18 protein-coding genes are annotated in these 23,003 nt (G+C 55.9%); 8 read left to right on the forward strand and 10 right to left on the reverse strand.

Going from position 1 to position 23,003, the window contains the following annotated elements; all coding sequences use genetic code 11:
• Nucleotides 1-35: 35 nt before the first annotated feature.
• The 3 genes from prs to lolB all read right to left on the reverse strand — a co-directional run bounded on the left by prs (nt 36) and on the right by lolB (nt 2,630).
• Entirely contained in the window at nt 36-983 is a 948-nt protein-coding gene (gene prs / locus VSX58_RS02625) for a ribose-phosphate diphosphokinase (RefSeq protein WP_327615804.1), read from the reverse strand.
• A 147-nt stretch (nt 984-1,130) separates the two neighbouring features.
• Nucleotides 1,131-2,003, reverse strand: a complete 873-nt coding sequence (gene ispE, locus VSX58_RS02630) for a 4-(cytidine 5'-diphospho)-2-C-methyl-D-erythritol kinase (RefSeq protein ID WP_327616687.1) — start codon at nt 2,001-2,003, stop codon at nt 1,131-1,133.
• Between the two features lie 3 nt (nt 2,004-2,006).
• Nucleotides 2,007-2,630, reverse strand: a complete 624-nt coding sequence (gene lolB, locus VSX58_RS02635) for a lipoprotein insertase outer membrane protein LolB (protein ID WP_327616689.1) — start codon at nt 2,628-2,630, stop codon at nt 2,007-2,009.
• Between the two features lie 211 nt (nt 2,631-2,841).
• On the opposite strand from lolB, the gene hemA reads away from it, so the two are divergent.
• The 6 genes from hemA (at nt 2,842) to kdsA (ending at nt 8,215) form a co-directional block, all read left to right on the forward strand.
• Nucleotides 2,842-4,098: a glutamyl-tRNA reductase gene (hemA, locus tag VSX58_RS02640; RefSeq protein ID WP_327616690.1), complete on the forward strand. Its 1,257-nt coding sequence runs from the start codon at nt 2,842-2,844 to the stop codon at nt 4,096-4,098.
• A gap of 32 nt (nt 4,099-4,130) precedes the next feature.
• Nucleotides 4,131-5,213 carry a peptide chain release factor 1 gene (prfA, locus tag VSX58_RS02645; protein ID WP_327616691.1) on the forward strand — a complete coding sequence of 361 codons (1,083 nt, stop codon included), beginning with the start codon at nt 4,131-4,133 and terminating at the stop codon, nt 5,211-5,213.
• A complete protein-coding gene (gene prmC, locus VSX58_RS02650) occupies nt 5,213-6,058 on the forward strand; it encodes a peptide chain release factor N(5)-glutamine methyltransferase (RefSeq protein ID WP_327616693.1) in 846 nt (281 codons plus the stop codon). Before prfA ends, prmC begins: the two co-directional genes overlap by 1 nt.
• An 18-nt stretch (nt 6,059-6,076) precedes the next feature.
• The gene (locus VSX58_RS02655; RefSeq protein WP_327615798.1) at nt 6,077-6,469 is read left to right on the forward strand and encodes a SirB2 family protein; all 393 of its coding nucleotides are present in this window, start codon (nt 6,077-6,079) and stop codon (nt 6,467-6,469) included.
• Nucleotides 6,470-6,471: 2 nt separating this feature from the next.
• The gene (sirB1, locus tag VSX58_RS02660) at nt 6,472-7,281 is read left to right on the forward strand and encodes an invasion regulator SirB1 (RefSeq protein ID WP_327616694.1); all 810 of its coding nucleotides are present in this window, start codon (nt 6,472-6,474) and stop codon (nt 7,279-7,281) included.
• 79 nt (nt 7,282-7,360) lie between these two features.
• Nucleotides 7,361-8,215, forward strand: a complete 855-nt coding sequence (kdsA, locus tag VSX58_RS02665) for a 3-deoxy-8-phosphooctulonate synthase (RefSeq protein WP_327615796.1) — start codon at nt 7,361-7,363, stop codon at nt 8,213-8,215.
• A gap of 69 nt (nt 8,216-8,284) precedes the next feature.
• On the opposite strand, the gene ydgH is transcribed toward kdsA, so the two are convergent.
• Nucleotides 8,285-9,235, reverse strand: coding sequence for a DUF1471 family protein YdgH (gene ydgH / locus VSX58_RS02670; protein WP_327615795.1), 951 nt, complete (start codon nt 9,233-9,235; stop codon nt 8,285-8,287).
• A 769-nt stretch (nt 9,236-10,004) separates the two neighbouring features.
• Between ydgH and pntA the strand changes: the two genes are divergently transcribed.
• Together pntA and pntB are read left to right on the forward strand one after the other, a co-directional pair.
• Nucleotides 10,005-11,534: a Re/Si-specific NAD(P)(+) transhydrogenase subunit alpha gene (gene pntA / locus VSX58_RS02675; RefSeq protein WP_327616695.1), complete on the forward strand. Its 1,530-nt coding sequence runs from the start codon at nt 10,005-10,007 to the stop codon at nt 11,532-11,534.
• A 10-nt stretch (nt 11,535-11,544) separates the two neighbouring features.
• The gene (gene pntB, locus VSX58_RS02680) at nt 11,545-12,933 is read left to right on the forward strand and encodes a Re/Si-specific NAD(P)(+) transhydrogenase subunit beta (protein WP_327616696.1); all 1,389 of its coding nucleotides are present in this window, start codon (nt 11,545-11,547) and stop codon (nt 12,931-12,933) included.
• Between the two features lie 73 nt (nt 12,934-13,006).
• On the opposite strand, the gene uspE is transcribed toward pntB, so the two are convergent.
• The 6 genes from uspE to VSX58_RS02710 all read right to left on the reverse strand — a co-directional run bounded on the left by uspE (nt 13,007) and on the right by VSX58_RS02710 (nt 22,782).
• A complete protein-coding gene (gene uspE / locus VSX58_RS02685) occupies nt 13,007-13,966 on the reverse strand; it encodes a universal stress protein UspE (protein WP_327613464.1) in 960 nt (319 codons plus the stop codon).
• Nucleotides 13,967-14,132: 166 nt separating this feature from the next.
• Nucleotides 14,133-14,885: an FNR family transcription factor gene (locus VSX58_RS02690; RefSeq protein WP_048638872.1), complete on the reverse strand. Its 753-nt coding sequence runs from the start codon at nt 14,883-14,885 to the stop codon at nt 14,133-14,135.
• A gap of 172 nt (nt 14,886-15,057) precedes the next feature.
• On the reverse strand, nt 15,058-15,591 hold the full coding sequence (gene ogt, locus VSX58_RS02695; protein ID WP_327616697.1) for a methylated-DNA--[protein]-cysteine S-methyltransferase: 534 nt from the start codon (nt 15,589-15,591) through the stop codon (nt 15,058-15,060).
• 308 nt (nt 15,592-15,899) lie between these two features.
• A complete protein-coding gene (locus VSX58_RS02700) occupies nt 15,900-18,365 on the reverse strand; it encodes a putative virulence factor (protein ID WP_327616698.1) in 2,466 nt (821 codons plus the stop codon).
• Complete coding sequence (locus VSX58_RS02705) at nt 18,362-21,352, reverse strand: virulence factor SrfB (RefSeq protein WP_327616699.1); 2,991 nt, start codon at nt 21,350-21,352, stop codon at nt 18,362-18,364. Before VSX58_RS02705 ends, VSX58_RS02700 begins: the two co-directional genes overlap by 4 nt.
• Nucleotides 21,352-22,782: an SrfA family protein gene (locus VSX58_RS02710; protein ID WP_327616701.1), complete on the reverse strand. Its 1,431-nt coding sequence runs from the start codon at nt 22,780-22,782 to the stop codon at nt 21,352-21,354. The genes VSX58_RS02705 and VSX58_RS02710 overlap by 1 nt, the downstream gene beginning before the upstream one ends.
• Nucleotides 22,783-23,003: the final 221 nt, after the last annotated feature.

Genomic DNA, 23,003 nt, shown 5'->3' on the forward strand with positions numbered 1-23,003 from the left:
TTTCTGCGCAACAGGCTAAGCCCGGTCAGAAACGATTAATGCTCAAACATGGCGGAGATAGATTCTTCATTACTGATGCGGCGAATCGCTTCAGCCAGCATGCCGGACAGCGTCAGCGTACGGACATTCTTCAGCGATTTGATTTTATCCGTCAGCGGAATGGTATCGCAGACAATCACTTCATCAATAACCGAGTTCTTAATATTATCGTACGCCTTGCCGGAGAAAATCGGGTGCGTCGCATAGGCGAATACGCGTTTGGCGCCGCGTTCTTTCAGGGCCTCCGCGGCTTTACACAGCGTGCCGCCGGTGTCGATCATATCGTCGACCAATACGCAGTCGCGGCCAGCGACGTCGCCGATAATATGCATCACCTGAGAGACGTTGGCGCGCGGGCGACGTTTATCGATAATCGCCATATCCGTGTCATTCAACAGCTTGGCGATAGCGCGAGCGCGCACCACGCCGCCGATATCCGGAGAAACCACGATCGGATTATCCAGATCCTGCTGCAACATATCTTCCAGCAGGATAGGGCTGCCGAACACGTTATCGACCGGAACGTCAAAGAACCCCTGAATCTGCTCCGCGTGCAGATCGACCGTCAGCACGCGGTCGACCCCGACGCTGGACAGAAAATCGGCGACCACTTTCGCGGTGATCGGCACACGAGCGGAACGAACCCGACGATCCTGGCGAGCATAGCCGAAGTAAGGAATAACGGCGGTAATACGCCCGGCGGAAGCGCGGCGCAGCGCGTCAACCATAACAACCAGTTCCATCAGGTTATCGTTGGTCGGCGCACAGGTGGATTGGATGATGAAAATATCACCGCCGCGCACATTTTCATTGATTTGCACGCTGACTTCACCGTCGCTAAAACGACCGACGGCGGCGTCGCCAAGGCTAGTGTACAAACGGTTGGCAACACGTTGCGCCAGTTCCGGGGTGGCGTTACCAGCAAAAAGCTTCATATCAGGCACGAGAAGAACCTCAGGCTTGCGTCCAGAGAAATATTGTACCCGCTATAATATCCGGGAGCGGGGAGCAACAACAGGCACAATATGCATACGGGTGTATGAATTAAATTTGATAATACACAGCCCCAATAGACTGGGTGTTATCAAAACTTAACATTGCCCGGAAAGCGTGCGTTGCAACGGAGAGACGTTAATCCCTCGCGCCACAAAACCATTCAACCATTCCGGGGCCTGGTCAAGCACCTGGCGGGCTTCGGGCTCAGTGTCGAACTCAGCGAACACGCAAGCACCTGTACCGGTCAGGCGCGCCGGGGCGTATTCTAGCAGCCATGAAAGTAGCTGTTCAACCTCACGAAAACGTTTTCTTGCGATAGTCTCACAATCATTGACGAAGGTCTGTTTTAACAGCATTTCTAACGATCGGACCGGCGAATCTCGTTTTAACGCCGGATCGCCGAAGATCAGCGGGGTAGAGATGCTCACCCCCGGGTGCGCCACCAGATACCATTTTTCCGCCGGATACGCTGTCGTCAGCTGCTCTCCGACGCCTTGCGCGAACGCGGCGTGGCCGTGAATGAAAACCGGCACGTCGGCGCCGAGCCGCAGCCCGAGGGCCGCCAGCTCATGCTCGCTCAGCCGACATTGCCACAGGTGATTGAGCGCAACCAGCACCGTCGCCGCATTCGATGAGCCGCCGCCCAATCCGCCGCCCATCGGCAGGCGCTTATCGATGCTTATATCCGCGCCGAGGCCCGCGCAGCGGCCGCCGCGGCTTAGGCAATATTCCTGCAACAGGCGCGCCGCGCGCACGATCAGATTCTGCTCGTTATCCACGCCCGCCAGCGGGGTGAGCAGTTCGATGCGGTTATCCGCGCGCGGGGTGATGGTTAGCGTGTCGCCATAATCCAAAAACTGAAACAGGGTTTGCAGCAGATGATAACCATCCGCGCGCCGCCCCGTGATATAAAGAAACAGGTTCAGCTTGGCGGGAGAAGGCCATTTCTCAATGAGGTCGGGCTGCATGGGTTATTTTACCGTCCAGTTATCCATTTTTAACTTGATGCGCTGTTCGCCCTGGGTCAGTTCCAGGCTCTGCGGCAGCGGCGGATTGACCTTGCGGTTGTAACTCTGATAGCTGACGTTCCAGCTTTGACCGCTCTGGCGGTAGCTCACACTGCTGAGCAGGGCTCCGTCGTCGAGGGTGAAATCGCTCGCGTCTCCCGGCAGGCCGAGGATCCACTGGCGCAGATTATCCAGGGGGATCGCCATTCCCGTGAGCCGTTGCACCATCTCTTCGCCATCCTTCCCGACGTAACGCTTGCCCTGATTGTCCGTAATCTGCACGCTGCCCGGCTGCGCGCTTAACTCCAACTCCGTGCTGCCGAGAGGGTTGGTCAACAGCAGACGATAGCGCTGAGACGATGACTCCTCCCAGAAAAACCGGGCGTATAGTTTCTTGCTATCGGAGATATAGGCAAAGGAGCCGCGCGTCTGATATTGACTCAACTGCCGCACTTTTTGCTGGTGCTGCCGCCATTCGGGCGAGGTCGGATTGTGGTCGGAGGTCGCGGGCTGGTGAAGGGTACAGGCGGTCAGCAACACACTGGCCAAAGGCAGTAGCCGCAGGCAACGGAGAGGATTTAGTGGCATGTTGGTCAGATCCTATAAAGCAGATTGAATGTCGCAAAATGGTCACGCTAACGGGCTTGTTACCCGGCGTCAATGTTTGTCGTTTTCAGCGCGGAAGTATACACCCGGCGTGGGGGCATCGCGCGCTGTCGCTTTTCTTGCTTCACGGCATCAAGTAGAATGCCATGCAACGAAATCCATACTAACACCGGTATTACTCAAGAATTGCTCAATGACGCTGCTCGCGCTTGGTATTAATCACAAAACGGCTCCGGTTTCTTTGCGGGAACGCGTTGCTTTCTCGCCGGATGCGCTGGGGCTGGCTCTCAATAGCCTGCTGCAACAACCGATGGTGCAGGGCGGCGTGCTGCTGTCCACGTGTAATCGTACCGAACTCTACCTCAGCGTGGAAGAACAGGAAAACCAGCGTGAGCGGCTGATCGACTGGCTGTGTGAATATCACCATCTGGATCCCGACGACATCAGCGCCAGTCTTTACTGGCATCAGGATAACGCGGCCGTCAGCCATTTAATGCGCGTGGCCAGCGGCCTGGATTCGCTGGTGCTGGGCGAGCCTCAGATATTGGGGCAGGTGAAGAAAGCCTTTGCGCTGTCGCTGCGCGGGCAGACGGTATCCGGCGAACTTGAACGCTTATTTCAGAAATCGTTTACCGTCGCCAAGCGGGTTCGCACCGAAACCGACATCGGCGCCAGCGCGGTCTCCGTCGCCTTCGCCGCCTGCACGCTGGCGCGCCAAATCTTTGAATCGCTTGCGGATGTTAATGTATTATTGGTCGGGGCGGGGGAAACCATCGAACTGGTCGCCCGCCATCTGCGCGAACATCGGGTGCATCGCATGGTGATTGCCAACCGTACCCGCGAACGGGCGCAGTCGCTTGCCGCCGAAGTGGGCGCGGAGGTTATCACGCTGGCCGAACTGGATGAACAGCTCGCTAATGCCGATATCGTCATTAGCTCAACCGCCAGCACGCTGCCGATTATAGGAAAGGGGATGATGGAAAGGACGCTGAAAGCAAGACGCAATCAGCCGATGCTGATGGTGGATATCGCCGTACCGCGCGATATCGAACCGGAAGTCGGTAAATTGCCTAACGTCTATCTTTACAGCGTCGATGACCTGCACGCCATCATTCAGCACAATCTGGCGCAGCGCAAAGCGGCCGCGCTCCAGGCGGAATCGATTGTTCAGCAGGAGAGCGCCGACTTTATGGCCTGGCTGCGGGCGCAGTCCGCCGTCGATACCATTCGTGACTATCGGGAACAGGCGGAAGCGCTGCGCGCGGAAATGGCGGCCAAAGCGCTCGCCGCGATTCAGACGGGGAGCGACGTGGAGTCGGTTATTCAGGAGTTGACGCATCGCTTAACCAATCGCCTGATCCATGCGCCCACCAAATCTCTGCAACAGGCCGCCCGCGACGGCGATTCTGACCGTCTACAAATTTTACGCGACAGCCTTGGGCTGGACTAGCATCTCTCTCTTAACAGGATTTTACTGCCCGCATGAAGCCTTCTATTGTTGCTAAACTGGAAGCATTACAAGAACGCCATGAAGAAGTTCAGGCGTTGCTCGGCGAATCGAGCGTCATCGCGGATATGGACCGCTACCGCGCCCTGTCCCGCGAATATGCGCAGCTCACCGATATCACTCGCTGTTTCCAACGATGGCGGCAGGTACAGGAAGATATCCAAACCGCTGAAATCATGCTTGATGATGCGGAAATGCGTGAAATGGCGCAGGAAGAGTTAAAACAGGCGAAAACCGCCGCCGAAGCGCTGGAGCAGCAGCTTCAGGTTCTGCTGTTGCCGCAAGACCCGGACGATGCGCGCGGCTGTTTTCTGGAAATACGCGCCGGAACCGGCGGCGACGAAGCCGCTATTTTCTCCGGCGACCTGTTTCGGATGTACAGCCGCTACGCGGAAGCCCGCCGCTGGCAGGTAGAAGTCATGAGCGCCAGCGACGGCGAGCACGGCGGTTATAAAGAGGTCATCGCCAAAATCTCCGGCGACGGCGTCTACGGCCAGCTCAAGTTTGAATCCGGCGGCCATCGCGTGCAGCGCGTTCCGGCGACCGAATCGCAGGGGCGTATTCACACGTCGGCATGCACCGTCGCGGTGATGCCGGAAATACCGGAAGCGGAGCTGCCGGAGATCAGCCCTGCCGATCTGCGTATCGACACCTTCCGTTCATCCGGAGCCGGCGGCCAACACGTCAACACCACCGATTCCGCCATTCGTATTACCCACCTGCCGACGGGCATCGTGGTCGAGTGCCAGGATGAGCGTTCTCAGCATAAGAACAAAGCCAAGGCGCTGTCGGTGCTGGGCGCGCGTATCCGCGCGGCGGAAATGCAAAAGCGTCAGCAGGAAGAGGCTTCTACGCGCCGCAACCTATTGGGCAGCGGCGATCGTTCGGATCGCATCCGCACCTATAACTTTCCGCAGGGAAGGGTGACCGATCACCGCATCAACCTGACGCTCTACCGTCTGGACGAGGCGATGGAAGGCAAACTGGATATGCTGATTCAGCCGGTGGTTCAGGAGTACCAGGCCGACCAGCTCGCCGCGCTTTCCGAGCAAGAGTAATGAACTATCAGACCTGGCTGACATCGGCCGCCGCGCGTCTCGCGGCGGGGGAGAGCCCGAAGCGGGATGCCGAGGTGCTGTTGGGTTTCGTCACCGGGAAAGCGCGGACCTTCCTGCTGGCATTCGGCGAAACCATGCTGACGGATGCGCAGCTGCGCCAGCTGGACGCCTTATTGACGCGGCGGATAGCCGGCGAGCCCATCGCCTATCTGACGGGAGAGCGCGAGTTTTGGTCGCTGCCGCTCGCGGTCTCGCCGGCCACGCTGATCCCGCGTCCCGATACCGAATGTCTGGTCGAGCAAGCGTTGCTGCGGCTGCCTTCCGGGCCGTGCTCCGTTCTGGATTTAGGCACCGGCAGCGGGGCGATAGCCCTGGCGATCGCCAGCGAGCGTGCGGATTGCCGGGTAACCGGCGTAGATGCCCAGCCGGACGCCGTGGCGCTGGCGCAGCATAACGCCGCGCGGCTGGGCATCGCCAATGCGCGCTTTGTACTGAGCGACTGGTTTTCGTCGCTGCCGCAGCGGCATTTCTCGCTTATCGTCAGCAATCCGCCCTATATCGACGCCGACGATATTCATCTGTCCCAGGGCGATGTCCGTTTCGAGCCGGCAAGCGCGCTGGTGGCGGCGGAGAACGGATTGGCCGATTTGCGCGTCATTATTGAAGGCGCGGTAAACCATTTGTCGCCCGGCGGCTGGCTGTTGCTGGAGCACGGATGGCGGCAAGGGGCCGCCGTGCGGCGGCTGTTGCAGGATAACGGCTTTGAACGGATAGCAACCTGCCGGGACTATGGAAACAACGATCGCGTATCGCTGGGGCTATGGCCCAAAGCGGTAGATAAATGATGATTCAGGAGGCAACGCGTGGCGCTCTTTTTAGGATTCGCCTATTTGCATATGGTTACGGTCGGCGTCAGCATTGCTCTCTTCGTGCTGCGCTTTTTTTGGTTGTGCCGCCAGTCCGCCATGCTGCGGCGGCGATGGGTTAAGATACTGCCCCATATAAACGATACGCTATTACTGCTTAGCGGCGTCGGTCTGCTCATCATTAATCACGTTTATCCGTTTACCGCCGGACAAAGCTGGCTGACGGAAAAAGTGTTTGGCGTTATTATTTATATCCTCCTCGGCGCAGTCGCTCTGGGGAAACGCCAGCGCACTCAGAAGATGCGCTGGCTGGCGTTTATACTTGCCTTAGCATGTTTCTATCTGGTTATGCAGATTTCGCTGACTAAATTACCGTTGCTGATGGAATAACTATGAGCTCTATTGCTGATTTTGAATTCAATCGTTCACAGTTAAGTGAAGGTGTCATACTCGTTTCACAGGCAATTCGCCATGATTTTCCCGCGCAGGACGTGCGGAAAAATCTGCAACAGTTGGCTGACGACGCCCGTGCGGTTATTCCCGAGGATCTTGAACAGGATTTGCAGCTGGAGAAACTTATCGAGCTGTTCTTTCACACCTGGGGGTTTGGCGGCGCCAGCGGCGTCTATCGGCTTTCCGATGTTCTGTGGCTGGATAAAGTTCTGGAATCCAGACAGGGGATGCCCGTGTCTCTCGGCGTTATTTTTCTGCATATCGCGCATGCGCTCGGACTTCCGCTCATTCCGGTCATTTTTCCGACCCAGCTTATTTTACGGGCGGACTGGCTGGACGAGGAGATGTGGCTGATCAATCCGTTAACCGGCGATACGCTGAGCGAGCATGTGCTGGAAGTGTGGTTGAAAGGCAACATCGGCCCTTCATCGCAGCTGATGGATGAAGATCTGGATGAAGCCGAGAATGTGCTGATTGTGCGAAAGATGCTGGATACGCTGAAAGTCGCGCTGATGGAAGAAAAACAGATGGAGCTGGCGTTGAAGGCCAGCGAAGCGGTGTTGCAGTTCGAGCCCGACGACCCGTATGAAATTCGCGACCGCGGCCTGATTTATGCCCAACTGGACTGCGATCATATCGCGCTTTCCGATCTTAACTATTTTGTCGAACAGTGCCCGGAAGATCCGGTGAGCGAAATGATCAAGGTTCAGATCTACTCGATAGAGCAAAAACATATCGTCCTGCATTGATGAACGCCTATTTATACCCGCTAGCCTGTAGGCCGGCGGGTATGTTCAACGTTGATTTATCCGATATTAAGGTAAAAGTATGAAGAACAAAGTGGTCAAGATAGGGGATATCCCTGTCGCCAACGATCTGCCTTTTGTACTGTTCGGCGGCATGAATGTCCTCGAATCGCGCGATCTGGCGATGCGCGTCTGCGAGCATTACGTTACGGTTACGCAGAAGCTGGGCATTCCATACGTCTTCAAAGCCTCGTTTGACAAAGCCAACCGTTCCTCCATCCACTCTTACCGCGGCCCGGGCCTGGAAGAGGGCATGAAGATTTTTCAGGAACTAAAACAGACCTTCGGCGTAAAAGTCATTACCGACGTACATGAGTCATCCCAGGCGCAGCCGGTCGCTGATGTGGTTGATGTGATTCAACTGCCGGCTTTTCTAGCCCGCCAGACCGATCTGGTTGAAGCAATGGCGAAAACCGGCGCTGTCATCAATGTGAAGAAACCGCAGTTCATCAGCCCCGGACAAATCGGCAACATTGTCGATAAATTTATTGAGGGGGGCAACGACCAGGTGATTCTGTGCGATCGCGGCAGCAATTTTGGTTATGACAATCTGGTTGTGGATATGCTGGGCTTTAACGTCATGAAGCAGGTTTCCAACGGTTCGCCGGTCATTTTCGACGTCACGCACGCGCTGCAGTGCCGCGACCCGTTTGGCGCGGCGTCGGGCGGACGCCGCGCGCAGGTGACCGAACTGGCCCGCGCCGGTATGGCCGTGGGCCTGGCGGGATTATTTATCGAGGCGCATCCCGATCCGGCTAACGCGAAATGCGACGGCCCTTCCGCATTGCCGCTAGGCAAACTGGAACCCTTCCTCCAGCAGATCAAAGCCATTGACGATCTGGTGAAGAGCTTCCCAGAACTGGATACCAGCAAGTAAAGCGTTGAAAATCGTTTTGCCGTCATAAAAAAACCCGCGTAACGCGGGTTTTTTTATATTCTTTCTCGGTTACTTATACAGATCGGCGCTGATGCTCATGTTATTGCCGTTGCCTTCCATCTGTTTGGTGATGTGGTAGTACTTGGCGCCTTTTTGCGCCGCGCGTTTCGCCACTTCCTGAGAAACTTCCGGCATGCTGCTGTAGTTGCCGCGGAAAGAGATGGAGTCGAAAGGAACCATCTGCGCGGCGGTCGCTTTGTTCAGCTCTTCGATTTTGGTGCCGTTAGCCAGAGTGACGGTGTAACGCCCGCCTTTCGATGTCTGCGTTTCAAAGAATCTGCCGATATTACGGCTAGGGCTGCCCGAGTTCGCCACGCCGGGAATTTCCACCTTCGCCGCTTCCGCGCCGCCGGCGGCCAGCGCCGCTCTGCCCGCATCGGAATCGGCGGGAATCAGATCGGGTTGTTGCACCTGGCGCTTGGGCGCGTCGGCTTTATAGATAAACGCCGTGGCTTTCTGATTGCTGCCTTCGGAGTTGATATCGACCTGACGCACGATGAAGAAAGCGTCCGCATTTTTTTCCTTCGCCGCTTTAGCGATGGCGTCGTTCAGATCCGGCTGATTAGGGAAAAAACCGCTGACGGTAACCGTATCAAAGGGTTCCAGGCCGTAGGCGACATCTTTAGGCAATTCTTTGACGCCGTGAAAAGTGCGGTATGCGGTCTCATTGTTCATCTTAGGCGCATCCTTATGATAGAGATCGACAATGACGTCCCATCTATCAAGGGAATTATCGTTTATCATATCCTGCACATAGAACGCATCCGCGCCTAATTTATCCGCCCGCTTCGATGCATCGGCGACCGCTTCGTTGATAGCGCTGTAGCGGCCTTTGAACGAAATACGCTCAAAAGGCCGCAGGGATTGGGCCTGTTCGGACGTGAGTTCCTGAGCGGCCTGTGCCGAAAATGCCGATAATGAGAGTAGTGCGGATGCAATAACAGTCGTCTTCAACTTCATAAAAAAGATCCTTTCGCCTGGCGCATTTGGTGTATATATCCTAAATACTTCAAGCAGCAGGGCAAACATGCAACTTGCAGTATGGCGGGTATAACGTGCTTAGCAATCAAGATGTAATGGATAGCTCAGGATTATCGCACGGAATAACGACGCGTGCTTTAGCATTTTGCAGGGTATTGCAATCTTCCGTTGCGACGGCGGAGTAAGGAAAAAGGTTAATAATAACGGTTAATGATTGTTTTAACATCATAAGCGACGTTTATAAGGACTTTGTGCTTAACAACACCGTAACACATGATTTTTGTGAAACGCGCCAGAATAATATTTCAATAATAATGCTACAAAAGCGCCAGGCAAGCGTGATTTTTGACCAAAAAAAACGAATGCCGACTATGATAACTCGGCTTTTATGTGAAATTCGTTTTATATATGGACCATCGATCACATTTTCAGTAGGTTATATACCCACTGGATTTCAAGCGGTCCTTGGGAAAGCGATCAATTCATCCTCCGTGTGCTCAACGCGACGTGGGGATCGCCGCCGTTGCAGTTTTAAAGAGGCTGAGCATATGCTCTAAATAATCGAGTTGCAGGACAAAATGCCAAGCGAGCGACAAATCGAGCAGATTTAAACACCGCTGGCGGCCGCAACGTGGCGAGTAGCAAGGCAACTCTGAAACTGAATGAAATAGAGCCCGGTCAATTCATCCTGCCGGAGTAGGGTAACTATCATAACCTTCGTTAAAAATAAGCAAAAAAGGGAATCAGTATGCGTATTGGTGTGCCAAAAGAGCGGTTGACCAATGAAGCGAGAGTGGCAGCAACGCCGAAAACGGTGGAACAGCTGCTGAAACTTGGCTTTGAGGTCTCGATAGAACACGGGGCGGGGAAACTTGCCAGTTTTGAAGATACGGCGTATGCGCAAGCAGGCGCATCGCTTGCAGCTACCGATGAAGTCTGGCAGTCCGACATTATCCTGAAGGTCAATGCGCCGCTGGAAGATGAGATTGAACTCACCCGCGCGGGAAGCACGATCGTCAGTTTTATCTGGCCGGCCCAAAACCCCGAGCTGCTGGAAAAGCTAGCGGCGCGTCAGGTGACGGTACTCGCCATGGATTCGGTTCCCCGAATTTCACGCGCCCAGTCAATGGACGCGCTGAGCTCGATGGCGAATATCGCCGGTTATCGCGCGATTGTCGAAGCCGCCCATGAGTTCGGCCGCTTCTTTACCGGTCAGATTACCGCCGCCGGCAAAGTTCCGCCGGCCAAGGTGATGATTATCGGCGCCGGCGTCGCCGGTCTGGCCGCTATCGGCGCCGCCGGAAGCCTGGGCGCCATTGTGCGCGCTTTTGATACCCGTCCTGAGGTCAAGGAGCAGGTCAAGAGCATGGGCGCCGAATTCCTGGAGCTCGACTTTGAAGAGGAAGCTGGCAGCGGCGACGGCTACGCCAAGGTCATGTCGGAAGCCTTTATCAAAGCGGAAATGGCGCTGTTTGCCACCCAGGCGAAAGACGTGGACATCATCGTCACCACGGCGCTGATCCCGGGTAAACCCGCGCCGCGGCTGATCACTAAAGAGATGGTTCTGAGCATGAAGCCCGGCAGCGTGATTGTCGATCTGGCTGCGCAAACCGGCGGTAACTGCGAACTGACCGTTGCCGATCGGGTTACGGTAACGGAAAACGGCGTCAAAATCATCGGTTATACCGACCTGCCCAGCCGTCTGCCGACCCAATCTTCCCAGCTTTACGGCACCAATCTGGTTAACCTGCTGAAGCTGCTGTGCAAAGAGAAAAATGGCGAAATCGACGTTGATTTTGAAGACAACGTCATTCGCGGCGTTACGGTCATCAAAAATGGCGAAGTGACCTGGCCGGCGCCGCCGATTCAGGTATCCGCGCAGCCCCAGCAGGCCCAACCCGCCGCCGCCGCGACGAAAGAAGAAGCCAAGCCCGCGTCTCCGTGGAAAAAATATGTTTTCCTCGCCATTGCGATTGTGCTGTTCGGCTGGTTGGCCGACGTGGCGCCGAAAGAGTTTCTGTCTCACTTCACCGTATTCGCGTTGGCTTGCGTGGTGGGGTACTACGTTGTGTGGAACGTGAGTCATGCGTTGCACACGCCGTTGATGTCGGTAACAAACGCGATATCGGGAATTATCGTCGTAGGGGCATTGTTGCAAATTGGTCACGGCGGATGGGTGTCTTTCTTTTCATTCATCGCCGTATTGATTGCCAGCATCAATATTTTCGGTGGTTTCACCGTCACTCAGCGCATGCTGAAAATGTTCCGCAAAAACTAAGGGGTAACACATGTCTGGTGGATTAGTTACAGCTGCATACATTGTTGCCGCGATTCTATTTATCTTTAGCCTGGCCGGTTTGTCCAAACACGAAACCTCGCGTCAGGGGAATATCTTCGGCGTGGTCGGGATGGCCATCGCGTTAATCGCCACCATCCTGGGACCGGATACTAGCAACGTTGCCTGGATCATCGTCGCGATGGTGATCGGCGGCGCGATCGGCGTCTATCTGGCGCGTAAGGTTGAAATGACCGAAATGCCGGAGCTGGTCGCCATTCTTCACAGTTTCGTGGGTCTGGCCGCCGTGCTGGTTGGATTTAACAGCTTCCTCGACCACGGCGAGATCGCCGATCCGGTCATGGTGAATATCCATTTAACGGAAGTTTTCCTGGGTATCTTCATCGGCGCGGTGACCTTCACCGGTTCTGTGGTCGCTTTCGGCAAATTGCGCGGCATCATTTCGTCCAAACCGCTGATGCTGCCTCATCGCCACAAAATGAACCTGGCGGCGCTGGTGGTCTCTTTCCTGCTGCTGCTGGTGTTCGTTAATTCCGACAGCGTGGCGTTGCAGTCCGTCGCCTTACTGTTTATGACGGCGATTGCGCTGGTATTCGGCTGGCATTTGGTCGCCTCCATCGGCGGCGCCGACATGCCGGTGGTCGTTTCCATGCTGAACTCCTATTCCGGCTGGGCTGCTGCTGCTGCGGGCTTCATGTTAAGCAATGACCTGCTGATTGTGACCGGCGCCTTGGTGGGCTCCTCCGGCGCCATCCTGTCGTACATCATGTGCAAAGCGATGAACCGCTCCTTCATCAGCGTTATTGCCGGCGGCTTCGGCACCGACGGTTCTTCCACCGGCGCCAGCGAAGAGGTGGGCGAATATCGCGAGACTTCGGCGGAAGAGGTGGCTGAACTGCTTAAGAACTCAAGCTCGGTCATCATCACGCCGGGATACGGCATGGCGGTGGCGCAGGCTCAGTATCCGGTGCACGACATTACCGCCAAGCTGCGCGCCCGCGGCGTCAAGGTCCGCTTTGGCATTCACCCGGTCGCCGGCCGCCTGCCTGGTCATATGAACGTTCTGCTGGCCGAGGCGAAAGTGCCTTACGACATCGTATTGGAAATGGATGAGATCAACGACGATTTCGCCGATACCGATACCGTGCTGGTGATCGGCGCCAATGACACCGTAAACCCGGCGGCGCAGGAAGATCCCCACAGCCCGATCGCGGGGATGCCCGTGCTTGAAGTGTGGAAAGCACAGAATGTTATCGTGTTTAAGCGCTCCATGAACACCGGCTATGCCGGCGTCCAGAATCCGCTGTTCTTCAAAGAAAATACCCAAATGCTGTTTGGCGACGCCAAAGATAGCGTAGAGGCGATTCTGAAGGCGCTGTAATCTTCAACCTGTACCAACGAAAAGGGGCGATAATCATCGCCCCTTTTTTATTCAATATTCATGCGGCTAAATGCTAACTTTTATCCTCTTCGGCATCCCCTTCCTGCGTAATGGGGCTGACGAAGTCATCGGGTTTGATCGCCAGCAGATCGCATTTCAGATGGTCGATAACGTGCTCCACGGTATTGCCGATAAACGCCGCGGAGAGTCCGGTGCGTCCCAGCGACCCCAGAACCACCACGCCGGCCTGCAAATGCTCGGCCAAATCGGGGATCACTTCCTCCGGCAATCCTTTCTCCACATGGGTTACACGCTCATCCAGATTGAATTTTTGGCGCAAAGCCTTCATGGCGATAAGGTGTTGACCGCGGATGGCGTCGTTGTAAACGCTGGGGTCGAAATCAGGCAGTTCAATGGCGATATTAATCGGCGTGACCGGATAAGCGCCGACCAGATGAACCTCCGTCTGATTAACCTGCTTCGCCAGCTCCAGCGCTTCCGATACCAGCTTAATATTAAGGGGATCGTGATAAGGGTCTTCACTGGAGAGGTTAACGGCGACCAGCGCCCGGCTCACTTCCGGCCACGGCTGATCCTTGACCATCCAGACGGGACACGGACATTTACGCAACAGCTGCCAGTCCGTAGGGGTGAAAATGACGGCCTCCAGCCGATCGTGCTGGTGCGCCATCTTCAGTAAAAGGTCATGTTTCCCGGCAATGACCTCCTGAATGATGGATTCAAACGGCTTATTGTGCCAGACCACTTTGATTTCTATCGGTACGCCCGCGTCAAGATAATATTTGCACTGTTCCCTAATCCATTCAGTGCGCTGCAGGACCACGCCCTGACGCATTTCCATTCGCTCATCAGGAGACAGCAGGGTCGTCATTTCATAAGAGAAATCATAAATAGGCAGAAATGCCTTAATGCGGCCGCCAAGTCGTTGAACCAAATAAACCGCCCGCCGCAGCGCCGGTTGGTCATCCTGATTCGGGTCAATAGCGACAAGCAAGTTCTGATACTTTGCCATAGGTCCTCCAAACAGCTGTCGGTGCACAGTCTGTAAATTAAGAGTACCCCAATGACATCGTTTTGAACAATATCGTTTTGAACAACTTTGTTTTGAAAATTGTTTTGAAAAAACAGCGATGAAAGCCGGAGCGGTGAAACACTATATTCACCGTTCCGGCGACAGATCAGGCTCGGTTGGGAGATGAGCCGGCAAGTTCGGAAAGGGCGCCGAGATTTTCAATCGTGATGTACTTCCCTTTTACGGCAAGTATCTCGCTTTTCTGAAAACGCCCCAGCAAACGGCTGATGGTCTCCACCGTTAAGCCCAGATAATTACCAATATCGCCACGCGTCATCGTCAGACGAAACTCTCTGGGAGAAAATCCCCGTTCGGCAAAGCGGCGGGAGAGGTTATAAATAAAGGCCGCCAGACGCTCTTCGGCGTTTTTCTTTGATAGCAGTAGGATCATATCCTGATCGCCGCGGATTTCGCCGCTCATCAGGCGCATCATTTGCTGACGCAAATTAGGCATTTTCCCGGAGAGATCGTCCAGCGTTTCAAACGGAATTTCGCACACCATCGACGTCTCCAGCGCCTGAGCGAAGCTGGGGTGCTGAGCGTTGCCGATGGCATCGAAGCCGACCAGATCGCCGGCCAGATGAAACCCGGTGATCTGCTCGTCGCCTTGTTCGGTGATGGTGTAACTCTTAATCGTGCCGGAACGAATGGCATATAAAGATTTCAACTCATCGCCAGCCTTGAAGAGCGCTTGTCCTTTCTGGATAGGCTTTTTCCTTTCAATGATATTATCGAGCTGATCGAGCTCGTGCTCATTTAAGGTAAATGGAATGCACAGTTGACTGATGCTGCAATCCTGACAGTGGATTGCACAACCGCCAGACTGGATGCGGCGGATAATTCGCTTTTCCGGGATCATAGACTTTGCTCAGGCGATAATTGATATTGGTCAATTTTAACAGCTTTTATCGCCGGTGATAAGTCCGATAACCTCTCCGACAGCGCAATAAAGCGCGAACTGACGGATAAGTTGACTTTGCGTCTGGTTAAAACACCGGCTGGCGTCCGGCTTATTAGCGTAACGATCTCATTTATAGCGCTAATATATTTTGCCGGGGAAGATACCCCTCGTGGGCGAGTAGCCACTGTTTACGATGAACGCCGCCGGCATAACCGGTCAATGCGCCATTGGCGCCAATAACGCGATGGCAGGGAACGACGATGCTAATGGGGTTCGAGCCATTGGCCATACCCACGGCGCGAGAGGCGGCGGGCCGCCCCAGACGAGCGGCCAGTTCGCCATAACTTATTGTTTCCCCGCAGGGAATTTTTCGTAATTCGCGCCAAACCTGTTGCTGAAACGCCGTGCCGACCGAGGTTACGGCGAGGGTATTAATAATATGCAGATCGCCGGCAAAATAACGTTGCAGACTATCGGTTAATCCACCGGGATTATGCTTATGCTGTAACGAGAAGGGATCATTTTTATAACGCCGATGCAGGGAATGATATAGCTTTTCTTCATATTCCCGCCACTCCACCGCCCGTAGGCGATTATTTTCATCCGCAACAATCATTAATTCCCCTATAGGGGTCGGCATCGTATCCAGAAAAAAAACCTGCATCATCATTCCTTACTGAATTTATCCCGCGGAGGCGTTAGCGCTGCATAAGCCGTTGTCATAGCGCTCAATGAATAATAGAAAGTGACGAATATCACATGACGGCGCAAAAACGACAAATTTATCTTTTTCGTCTCTTATCCCCAGCGCGCCGAGAATTTCCGCCATGAAGCTGACCGGCGCAGAGCCGGGCGCGGTGACAACCCGACGATCGGCTACCGCGTAAGGGACATTTTGATAGTACGCGGCTCCGCCATAATTCAGCTTTGTGTATAAGAGACCCGGCTAAGCCGGGGATAAGCAAACGACTATTACGCGTCAGGTTTAATCAGGCTCAGGATAACCCCCAGCTGTTCGCGCTGCTGCGCGCTGACTTCGCGTCCGGCGGAATACCCGGTATTTTGTATGATCATTTCATTCAGGCCGACCAGCCAGTCATAGATATAAAAAGCGGTATTGTTGGTCGGCGTTAACGAAAGCCGGGTCAGACGCTGCGACGCGCTCCAGTTCACCGCCTGTTCCTCCGGTTTGGCGAAAATCTTATGGCCACGATTAATCCGGCTGGCGGGGCGCAATGATTCATCCATTTGCTGGAACCCCAGCCAGGCGACGAAATCGCCCAGCACCGTAAGCGCGCGAGAAACCTGACGGTCCGCCTTATTTTCACGCTGTACGTCCAACTGTTCCGTATCCGCCAGCATACCGATCAGCGCCTCTTCGATATGCATTCTGATGCTGGCGGTGATCAGCTCCTCCGCCAGCATTTCAATCGTCGCTTTCGTCACGCCCAAAAGCTCGACCAGCGGCGCATTTTCCGGCAGGCCGCGCAAGTGATTGACCCAATAGCGATAAACCAGGCGCGCATATTCAGCCTCGTAACCCTGTTCGCTCTCCTGCGCCGGTGAGGCCGCCTGCGCCGCCTCTTCCGGCTCATCGGCGAACAGGTCGATTTCAATGCCGACGCCAAAGGGATCGCCGCCGACCAACGGGGCGCTGAAATCCTCTATTTCCTGATGATGAGCGCCGCCGGGCTGAGCCAGCTGCTGCAGATAGAGGCGCCGCAGCTCATCGCGCGCAGGCAGCAGGCGTTCCAGCAACTCGCCGTGCACGCCGGTGCGGGTTTGCAGCGATTTTAGCAGCGTTTCCGCTATCTGCCGTTTCGCCGCCGGATCGTCCGTTTCCGCCGGCAGATACCAATTCCCCAGCAGGTTTTCGCCCAGTTCGCGCTGTATTTCGCCGAGTTGCTCGCCGATGCGGCCGAGCTTCACCTCGCGGTGGACTTCCGCGCCCAGCCAGGCCGCCATGCGGCTGACGCCCCGTTTATCCATCGCCAGCATGGTGCCCCAGGCATCGCCGGGGTTGCCGACATAGCGCTGTACCGCCGCATCATGATTTTGTCCATGGGTCACGCGGCGATCGAATTTGGTCACCGCCCAGATCAGGCCCGGCTTGCGGCGGCTGCGAATCTGGACGTTCTCTCCCTGGGTCAGTTTAACCCAGTGATCCAGCGCCTTGCCCACGACTTTAACATCGGAACGTTTACCCGCGGCGCTGCAGACCATCAGCAGATTCATTTCATGATTGTCGGTATAACGCTCAAGCAGGTAGATCCGTTTAGCGCGCAGAAGCGCGGACGCCAGAGGATAGGTTTCGTTCGGCGCCGGTTCCGGCGTGGGCGGTTCGCCGCCCATTTCCGCCGCATCGCCGAAACCGGGGAAATCCAGAATATCGACCTGCTCAAACAGCGCCTCACGAGGCGGGTTATGCAGCGGGATCAGCAATTCAGCGCTCAGCATGGCCAGTTCGGCCTGCGACAGTTCGACGGCTTTCGCCGCCCGGCCGTTCAGAACGGGGCGCACCAAAACGCCGGGATCATAAGCGCTATTAAGGCGCGCCAGCGCCGCTCCATGAATGACGCCGTCAACCGGACGCAGCGCTTCATCGGCTAATACCCGCAGCGGAGCCAGTATCTTATGGGCGCCGGAAAGGTGCTGCAACGTATGGGAGAAGTGGCGGTAGGCCGCCGTCAGCGCAAGGTTGCGTCCCCAAAGCACCGCAAACAGCTGCGCGCGATCGTCAACGCTCAGATAGGGCGCAAGTTCCACCGCGAGAGGCCAAAAATGCGTTTCCAGCTGCTTTTGCCGCTTAGCGTCATGGCGGGCCAGATAGTCCCATAGCGCGACAACGTCATCTGCGCTCATGCCGGGGACCGGCTCCGGCTGACGGTGCATCGACAGCGTTCTCAGGTGTTCGTCGATAAACGGCTCGTCCAGCTCTTCAAACGCCGCGTCCTGATGCGGATCGTACAAAAACGCGTTGGCGATAATCTTGCCGATATCGACCTCGCTGAACAGCAGCAGTTGGACGGGAAAGGTTTTGTTTTTTACTCCCGTCTGACGGCTAAAGCGGGTGACCAGCGCGGCAGAGCGGTTGGTTGGATTGATATGGGTAAGAAAATCAATCTGCTGCCCTTCGAAAAAGGTTTCCAGCCGGCCGTTCTCTCCGCCGGCCAATGATGAAATCAGGTAGGATTTTCCCGCCTGCGACAGGCCGAAAAAACCGATGGCGATATCTTTTAGCGCCATATCCGACAGGCGCGCGGCCTTATCGCGATTACGGCGCAGCTTTACGATCAGCCGGTCGGCTTCGATATCCAGCCGCGGCGCATTTTGGCGCGTGGTTTCAATCCAGTCGATCGCCCGATCGACGCATTGCGCTACGGCCTGTAGCTGGCCGTTGAGTCGGTTTGACTGTTGTTTAGGCGTTAATGGTTTCATTTTCTAAATACGCTCCCACTATCGATCCAATAATGGGTGGCGCCTGAGCCGTTGGCGGATAGGGTGTTCAGTTTGAGCCGCAAATGCTGGGGCGGCACGCGGCTGCCGTCATCCAGCACGGCTTCGGCTATCTCAAAACGTTCCGGGCTGTCCTGATCGTCGCCTTTGGTCACGGCCAGCCTGACGCGCAGGATGCTGTCGCCGACCACTTTTCTTGCCAGCTCCTGATCGACAATCGACAGAGTATACAGAGACGACGCCGGCCAACGCTCGTTATCAAGCTGGCGGAACCCCAGGCAGAGCGATCCGCGGATCTGGAAGCCGCCGTCGGGGTCTAGCGCAAAGTCCGGAGCGTCCAGATCGATATCGCCGTAGTAAACGTTGTCCGAGGCCAGCGCATTATTGGCGTCCATCATGCCCAGGTAGCGGATGGTCGAATAGGGCTGGAAGTCGCCGACTTTAAAATAGAAGCCCGGCAGCCGCAGATCGAGAGCCAGCAGGCAGAGCATGGCGCCCACCGCCGCGGTGGATTTCGGATTATCGATACGGCCCCGTTTATTAAACGGATACCAATCGTTGGTGTGATAGCCGTCCAGCGACAGCATACGGTTAATCGGCAACGGCTGCAGATGGCGGAACAGCGCCTGGATCCCGGGGAAGCGGGAAGGGCGCCCGGTCAACAACAGCACGTCGCAGGAATAAAGCGAAACGACCTCGGACAGTAAACGCAGGTTCTGGGTGATATTCATCCGGTTGGACAAAAACTCCGCATGCAGCTTGCCCAGCCGGAGAATAAACGGCACCTGTAAAATATCAAACGCATGAGCGTCCGCCGGCAGTTCGCGCTGAACCTCGGTATTGATGTGTTCCAGCACTTTTGACGTCGGACGCTGCGTCAGCAGTTCGCCGAAGGTGGATTCTATTTCGGCGCTGGCGTCCAGCGGATCGAAGCGTTCATAGGCTTCCAGAATCGAGCGGCCGATAGGGATGAAAATCTGCAATGTCACCTGCTGGCGCAGCGTCAGCTGTCCGTCGATTCGTCCCTCGTTGCCGAACAGTTTGACCATTAACTCATCGGGATTGGCCAGACCGGCCGTTTTTAATTCGGCCTGCAGCGCCGGTAAGACATACAGCTGGATGACGTCCAGTAAAATATCGTCGCCCGCGACCTTAAATCCTTCGCGGAACAGCAGGCGCGGAATGATTTTGACGTTATTGCCGATGCCGTCATCCAGCAGATATTGGGTGATCGCCAGGTCCGTGGTGCCGCCGCCGATATCGATCGACGCGATACGCAGGGTTTTTCCCGCCGGCTCGTCTGCCGATAGTGCTTTATCCGGGCGCGCCATGCTGGCGAAAAAATCTTCGGCGCGCCCGCCGAAATTGACCTGCGCTTCGTTGTACAAATAGACCATTTGTCCGCAGGTGGCTTCATCCCACTCGATTTGCACCTCCGGCACCGGCACGCGGCTGCGCCGTTTATCCTCAGGCGTAGTGAAATCGTCATCCTGCGGGTGCCAGCCCATCGATTTCCATACCAGGCCGATCGCTTCATTCATCCGTCGGCGGAATATTTCACGCTCCGGCTTCGGCATTGCCGAGGGCAGGGTAAGAATAATGTTGCGCAGCCGGCGAGGCGCCGCGGCGTGGATCATTTTCAGGCGCTGGGCGGCGCCGTTCATCTGCATCAGCGCCTGCAGCAACAGCTCGGACAGCATAAATGTCATGACCGAACTGCGGCTATAGTGCGGCGAGAAAACCGGCAAACGCTCGTCAAGAGGCTGGGCGTACAGCGGCTGGCCCTCATCGTTAAGCAAAATCGTCAGCGGCATCGCCGTCGCCAGCGGTTCGTTTATGGCGTTCGTCTCCGCCGATTGGCTGAAACGCCATCCCGGCGCATAGCTCTCTTCGTCCCACAGGTAACGGCGCGGGCTGGAAATACCGGTTGAACCTTCCGATCCCTGACGCAGCAGCGCCATACGGCTGGCCTCACGCCCCACGCGCGTAATCGACGGCCAGATAAAGGCGTCATCGCGCCCGCTCTCGACGGAGAAATTCTGCTTGCCGAATCCGGCCTGGGCGAATTCGACCCGGCTTTCAAACAGTTCGTTATACAGGTAGTGCGGCTCGCTCAGGTCGCGCAGCTGCAGTTCGTACGTCTGTTTTAAGCCATTGCTTTCATCCGCATGATCTTCAACTAGAATGCCGCAGGTATGGGAGTTGCCGACGTCCAGAATCAGATCGACGCTGACGGCCGGCTCCTGGAGCGTACTGGTATTGATGCGGATTTCGGGTATCGAAAGCTGATTCCCCAGCATATCCAGCAAATTCATGTAATGCGCCTGATACTCAAACCCGCGGATGGCGGCTTTGAGCTCCCCGGCCGTGCGGTTCTCCCGTTCGGTCGCCTGCTGGGTGAAGACCTCTCTCAGCCAGCCGTCCACCCAGGTTTGATCGAGAAACTCGCCCAGTTCATCGCTGTGATACGCCAGCGCAAAGCCGCCTCCGGTTTTGATGTCATTGGCATTGGGCGCCAGCGACTCATACTCGTGCCCTTCGGGATAAACTTTGGTATCAAAGGCCAAACAGATGCGATGGGTATTGCCGTCCTGATCCGGGGAGTCCAGCGCCAATAGCTGCATCCGCGCCCAGTTATCCGGCCCGCCCATAAAGGTACGCGGCGGATTAAAACGGAAGAAGGGCAGCGGCAGCCAGATTTTTTCCAGCAGCCTCAATGACCGCTCCAGCGGAATGCTCAGCTCCGGCCTGACCACTTCAGGCGCCGCGCCCGTCGGCGACGGCAGCAAATATTTATCCGTCTGTGGGTCATAGATCAAACGCAGCAGCGGTCCGTTGGCGCTTTTGCGCACATACTTATTAGGAAAATCGGCGGATAATTCCGGTTTCAGCGCAAAATCCAGAAATTGGATGCCGCTGTCCTGAATAAGCGTAACTCTTTGTTTATAATCAGCGATCGTCGCCAGCATTATCGTTTACTCTCACGCTTTATCGTCATAGGGAAAACCGCATCAGCGTTATAGCGACCGGTACACTCTGCAATGTCCGCCGTCCCCTGTTTACATACGATCTCCGGCATCCGGTATCGGGTGTTATCGCTGCATCGCGCTTGATACCGGCTGTTGATCACCAGGTTGCCGGAACTCATCAATCCGGCTTCGATATTCGCCCGGCAGGTGACGCCATCGCCATGGGTGATTTTTGCCGTCCCTTTACCCTCTTTAATCTGATATATCAGGCTCGGCGGTCGACCGGTAACCGGGGTTTTGATGTCTATCGATACGCGCCAGCTTCCGTTAAGAAATTTGACCGATCCCATTCTCACCGCATCCGCCGGCATAAGCAGCTCGCCTTTACGCGCCGCGGCCGGAGGCTCAGCCGGCGTTTCTTGAGCAACCGCCGGCTCAACGGGCACGGCTTCCGCCGCCTGGGGTTCGTCATTCGCCGGAGAGGGCGCCTCAACCGGCGCGGCGGCAGTTTCGGTCGGCGCGACCGCGGGACTAACCGCGTCAGCCGTTTTATTTTCTTCGGCGGGCTTGGGAAGCTCGGCTTCCGGCGGCGCGACCGGCGCGGCCTCGATCGCCGTCTGCGCTTCCGGTTTCGGTTCCGTAACCGAGGCCGGCAACGCGCGTTTCTCCGGTTCTACCGCCGCGGCCAACGCGGGAGGCTCGGACGTCTTGTCCCCACTGGCGATCCAACCGCGGATCTGCAAAGCAAGCACGGCCAGCAGGGCAACGACGGGCAGCCCCCACCAGAAGCGCAGCCATCGAGCGCGTGGCAAGGCGGCGGCGGCTTCGGGGGCAGGGAGCGGTTCTGATTTTCCCGCCGGCTTAACTTCCGGCTCGGGTTGCGTTGCCGACTCAGCCGGCGGCGCTTCATAAGCGGAAACCGGGGAGTAAAGCGGCGGCGCCGTCTTCTCGACCGATCGCAAACAGTCGAGCGCATCGTCCCGGGATTTTTTATCGAGATTAACAAAACCCCAGAAGGTTAAAACCGGCTGGCCGTCCACCAGATAGACGTGATTAGGACCGGGAAACTGTATGGCTTTCGCCAACAGTACGCCAAAAAGTTTTTGTCCGGGTTTTTCCGCATGCTGCGCTCGACGGCTAATGTCGGCAACGGCGGACTGATACGTTTCCAGTAATTTCAGCGCGGCGAGGCGCTCCTGTTCGCTTGCGGCGATCCAGGAAGTTACCTTGCCGGCGATCGGCGAATACCAGTCAATGCGATCGCCGCGCTCGTTAGGTTGGGGAATAGCCAGACAATCCGCAATCTGTTGCTGTTTTCTAAGACGTAATGTTTCCCGCAGTTGAAGCGCGGATGCATAGACTGGCTGTCCATTTTCGCCCAGAGCCAGAAAATCATCCAAACTCCCGCTACGTAAAAATAATTTTGTCACGCAAAAGAGACCTTTTGTAGTAGATACCCAGGGCAGAAAATGGTGTGTAATCTGCGACAGGCTATACTTTAGTGCCGATGATGACGAATCAAATGCTTAAAGAAGGGACAAAACTAATAAATATTTAAGGCATAGATGGTGAATTCGCATTTTCATCTAACCCAGCTTCCCCTGTCCGCGCCGCGCGGATTCTCAGGGATCGCTCGCCGACGCTCCCGTAA

It is taken from the genome of Brenneria populi (assembly GCF_036016195.1).
Taxonomy (GTDB): Bacteria; Pseudomonadota; Gammaproteobacteria; order Enterobacterales; family Enterobacteriaceae; genus Brenneria; species Brenneria populi.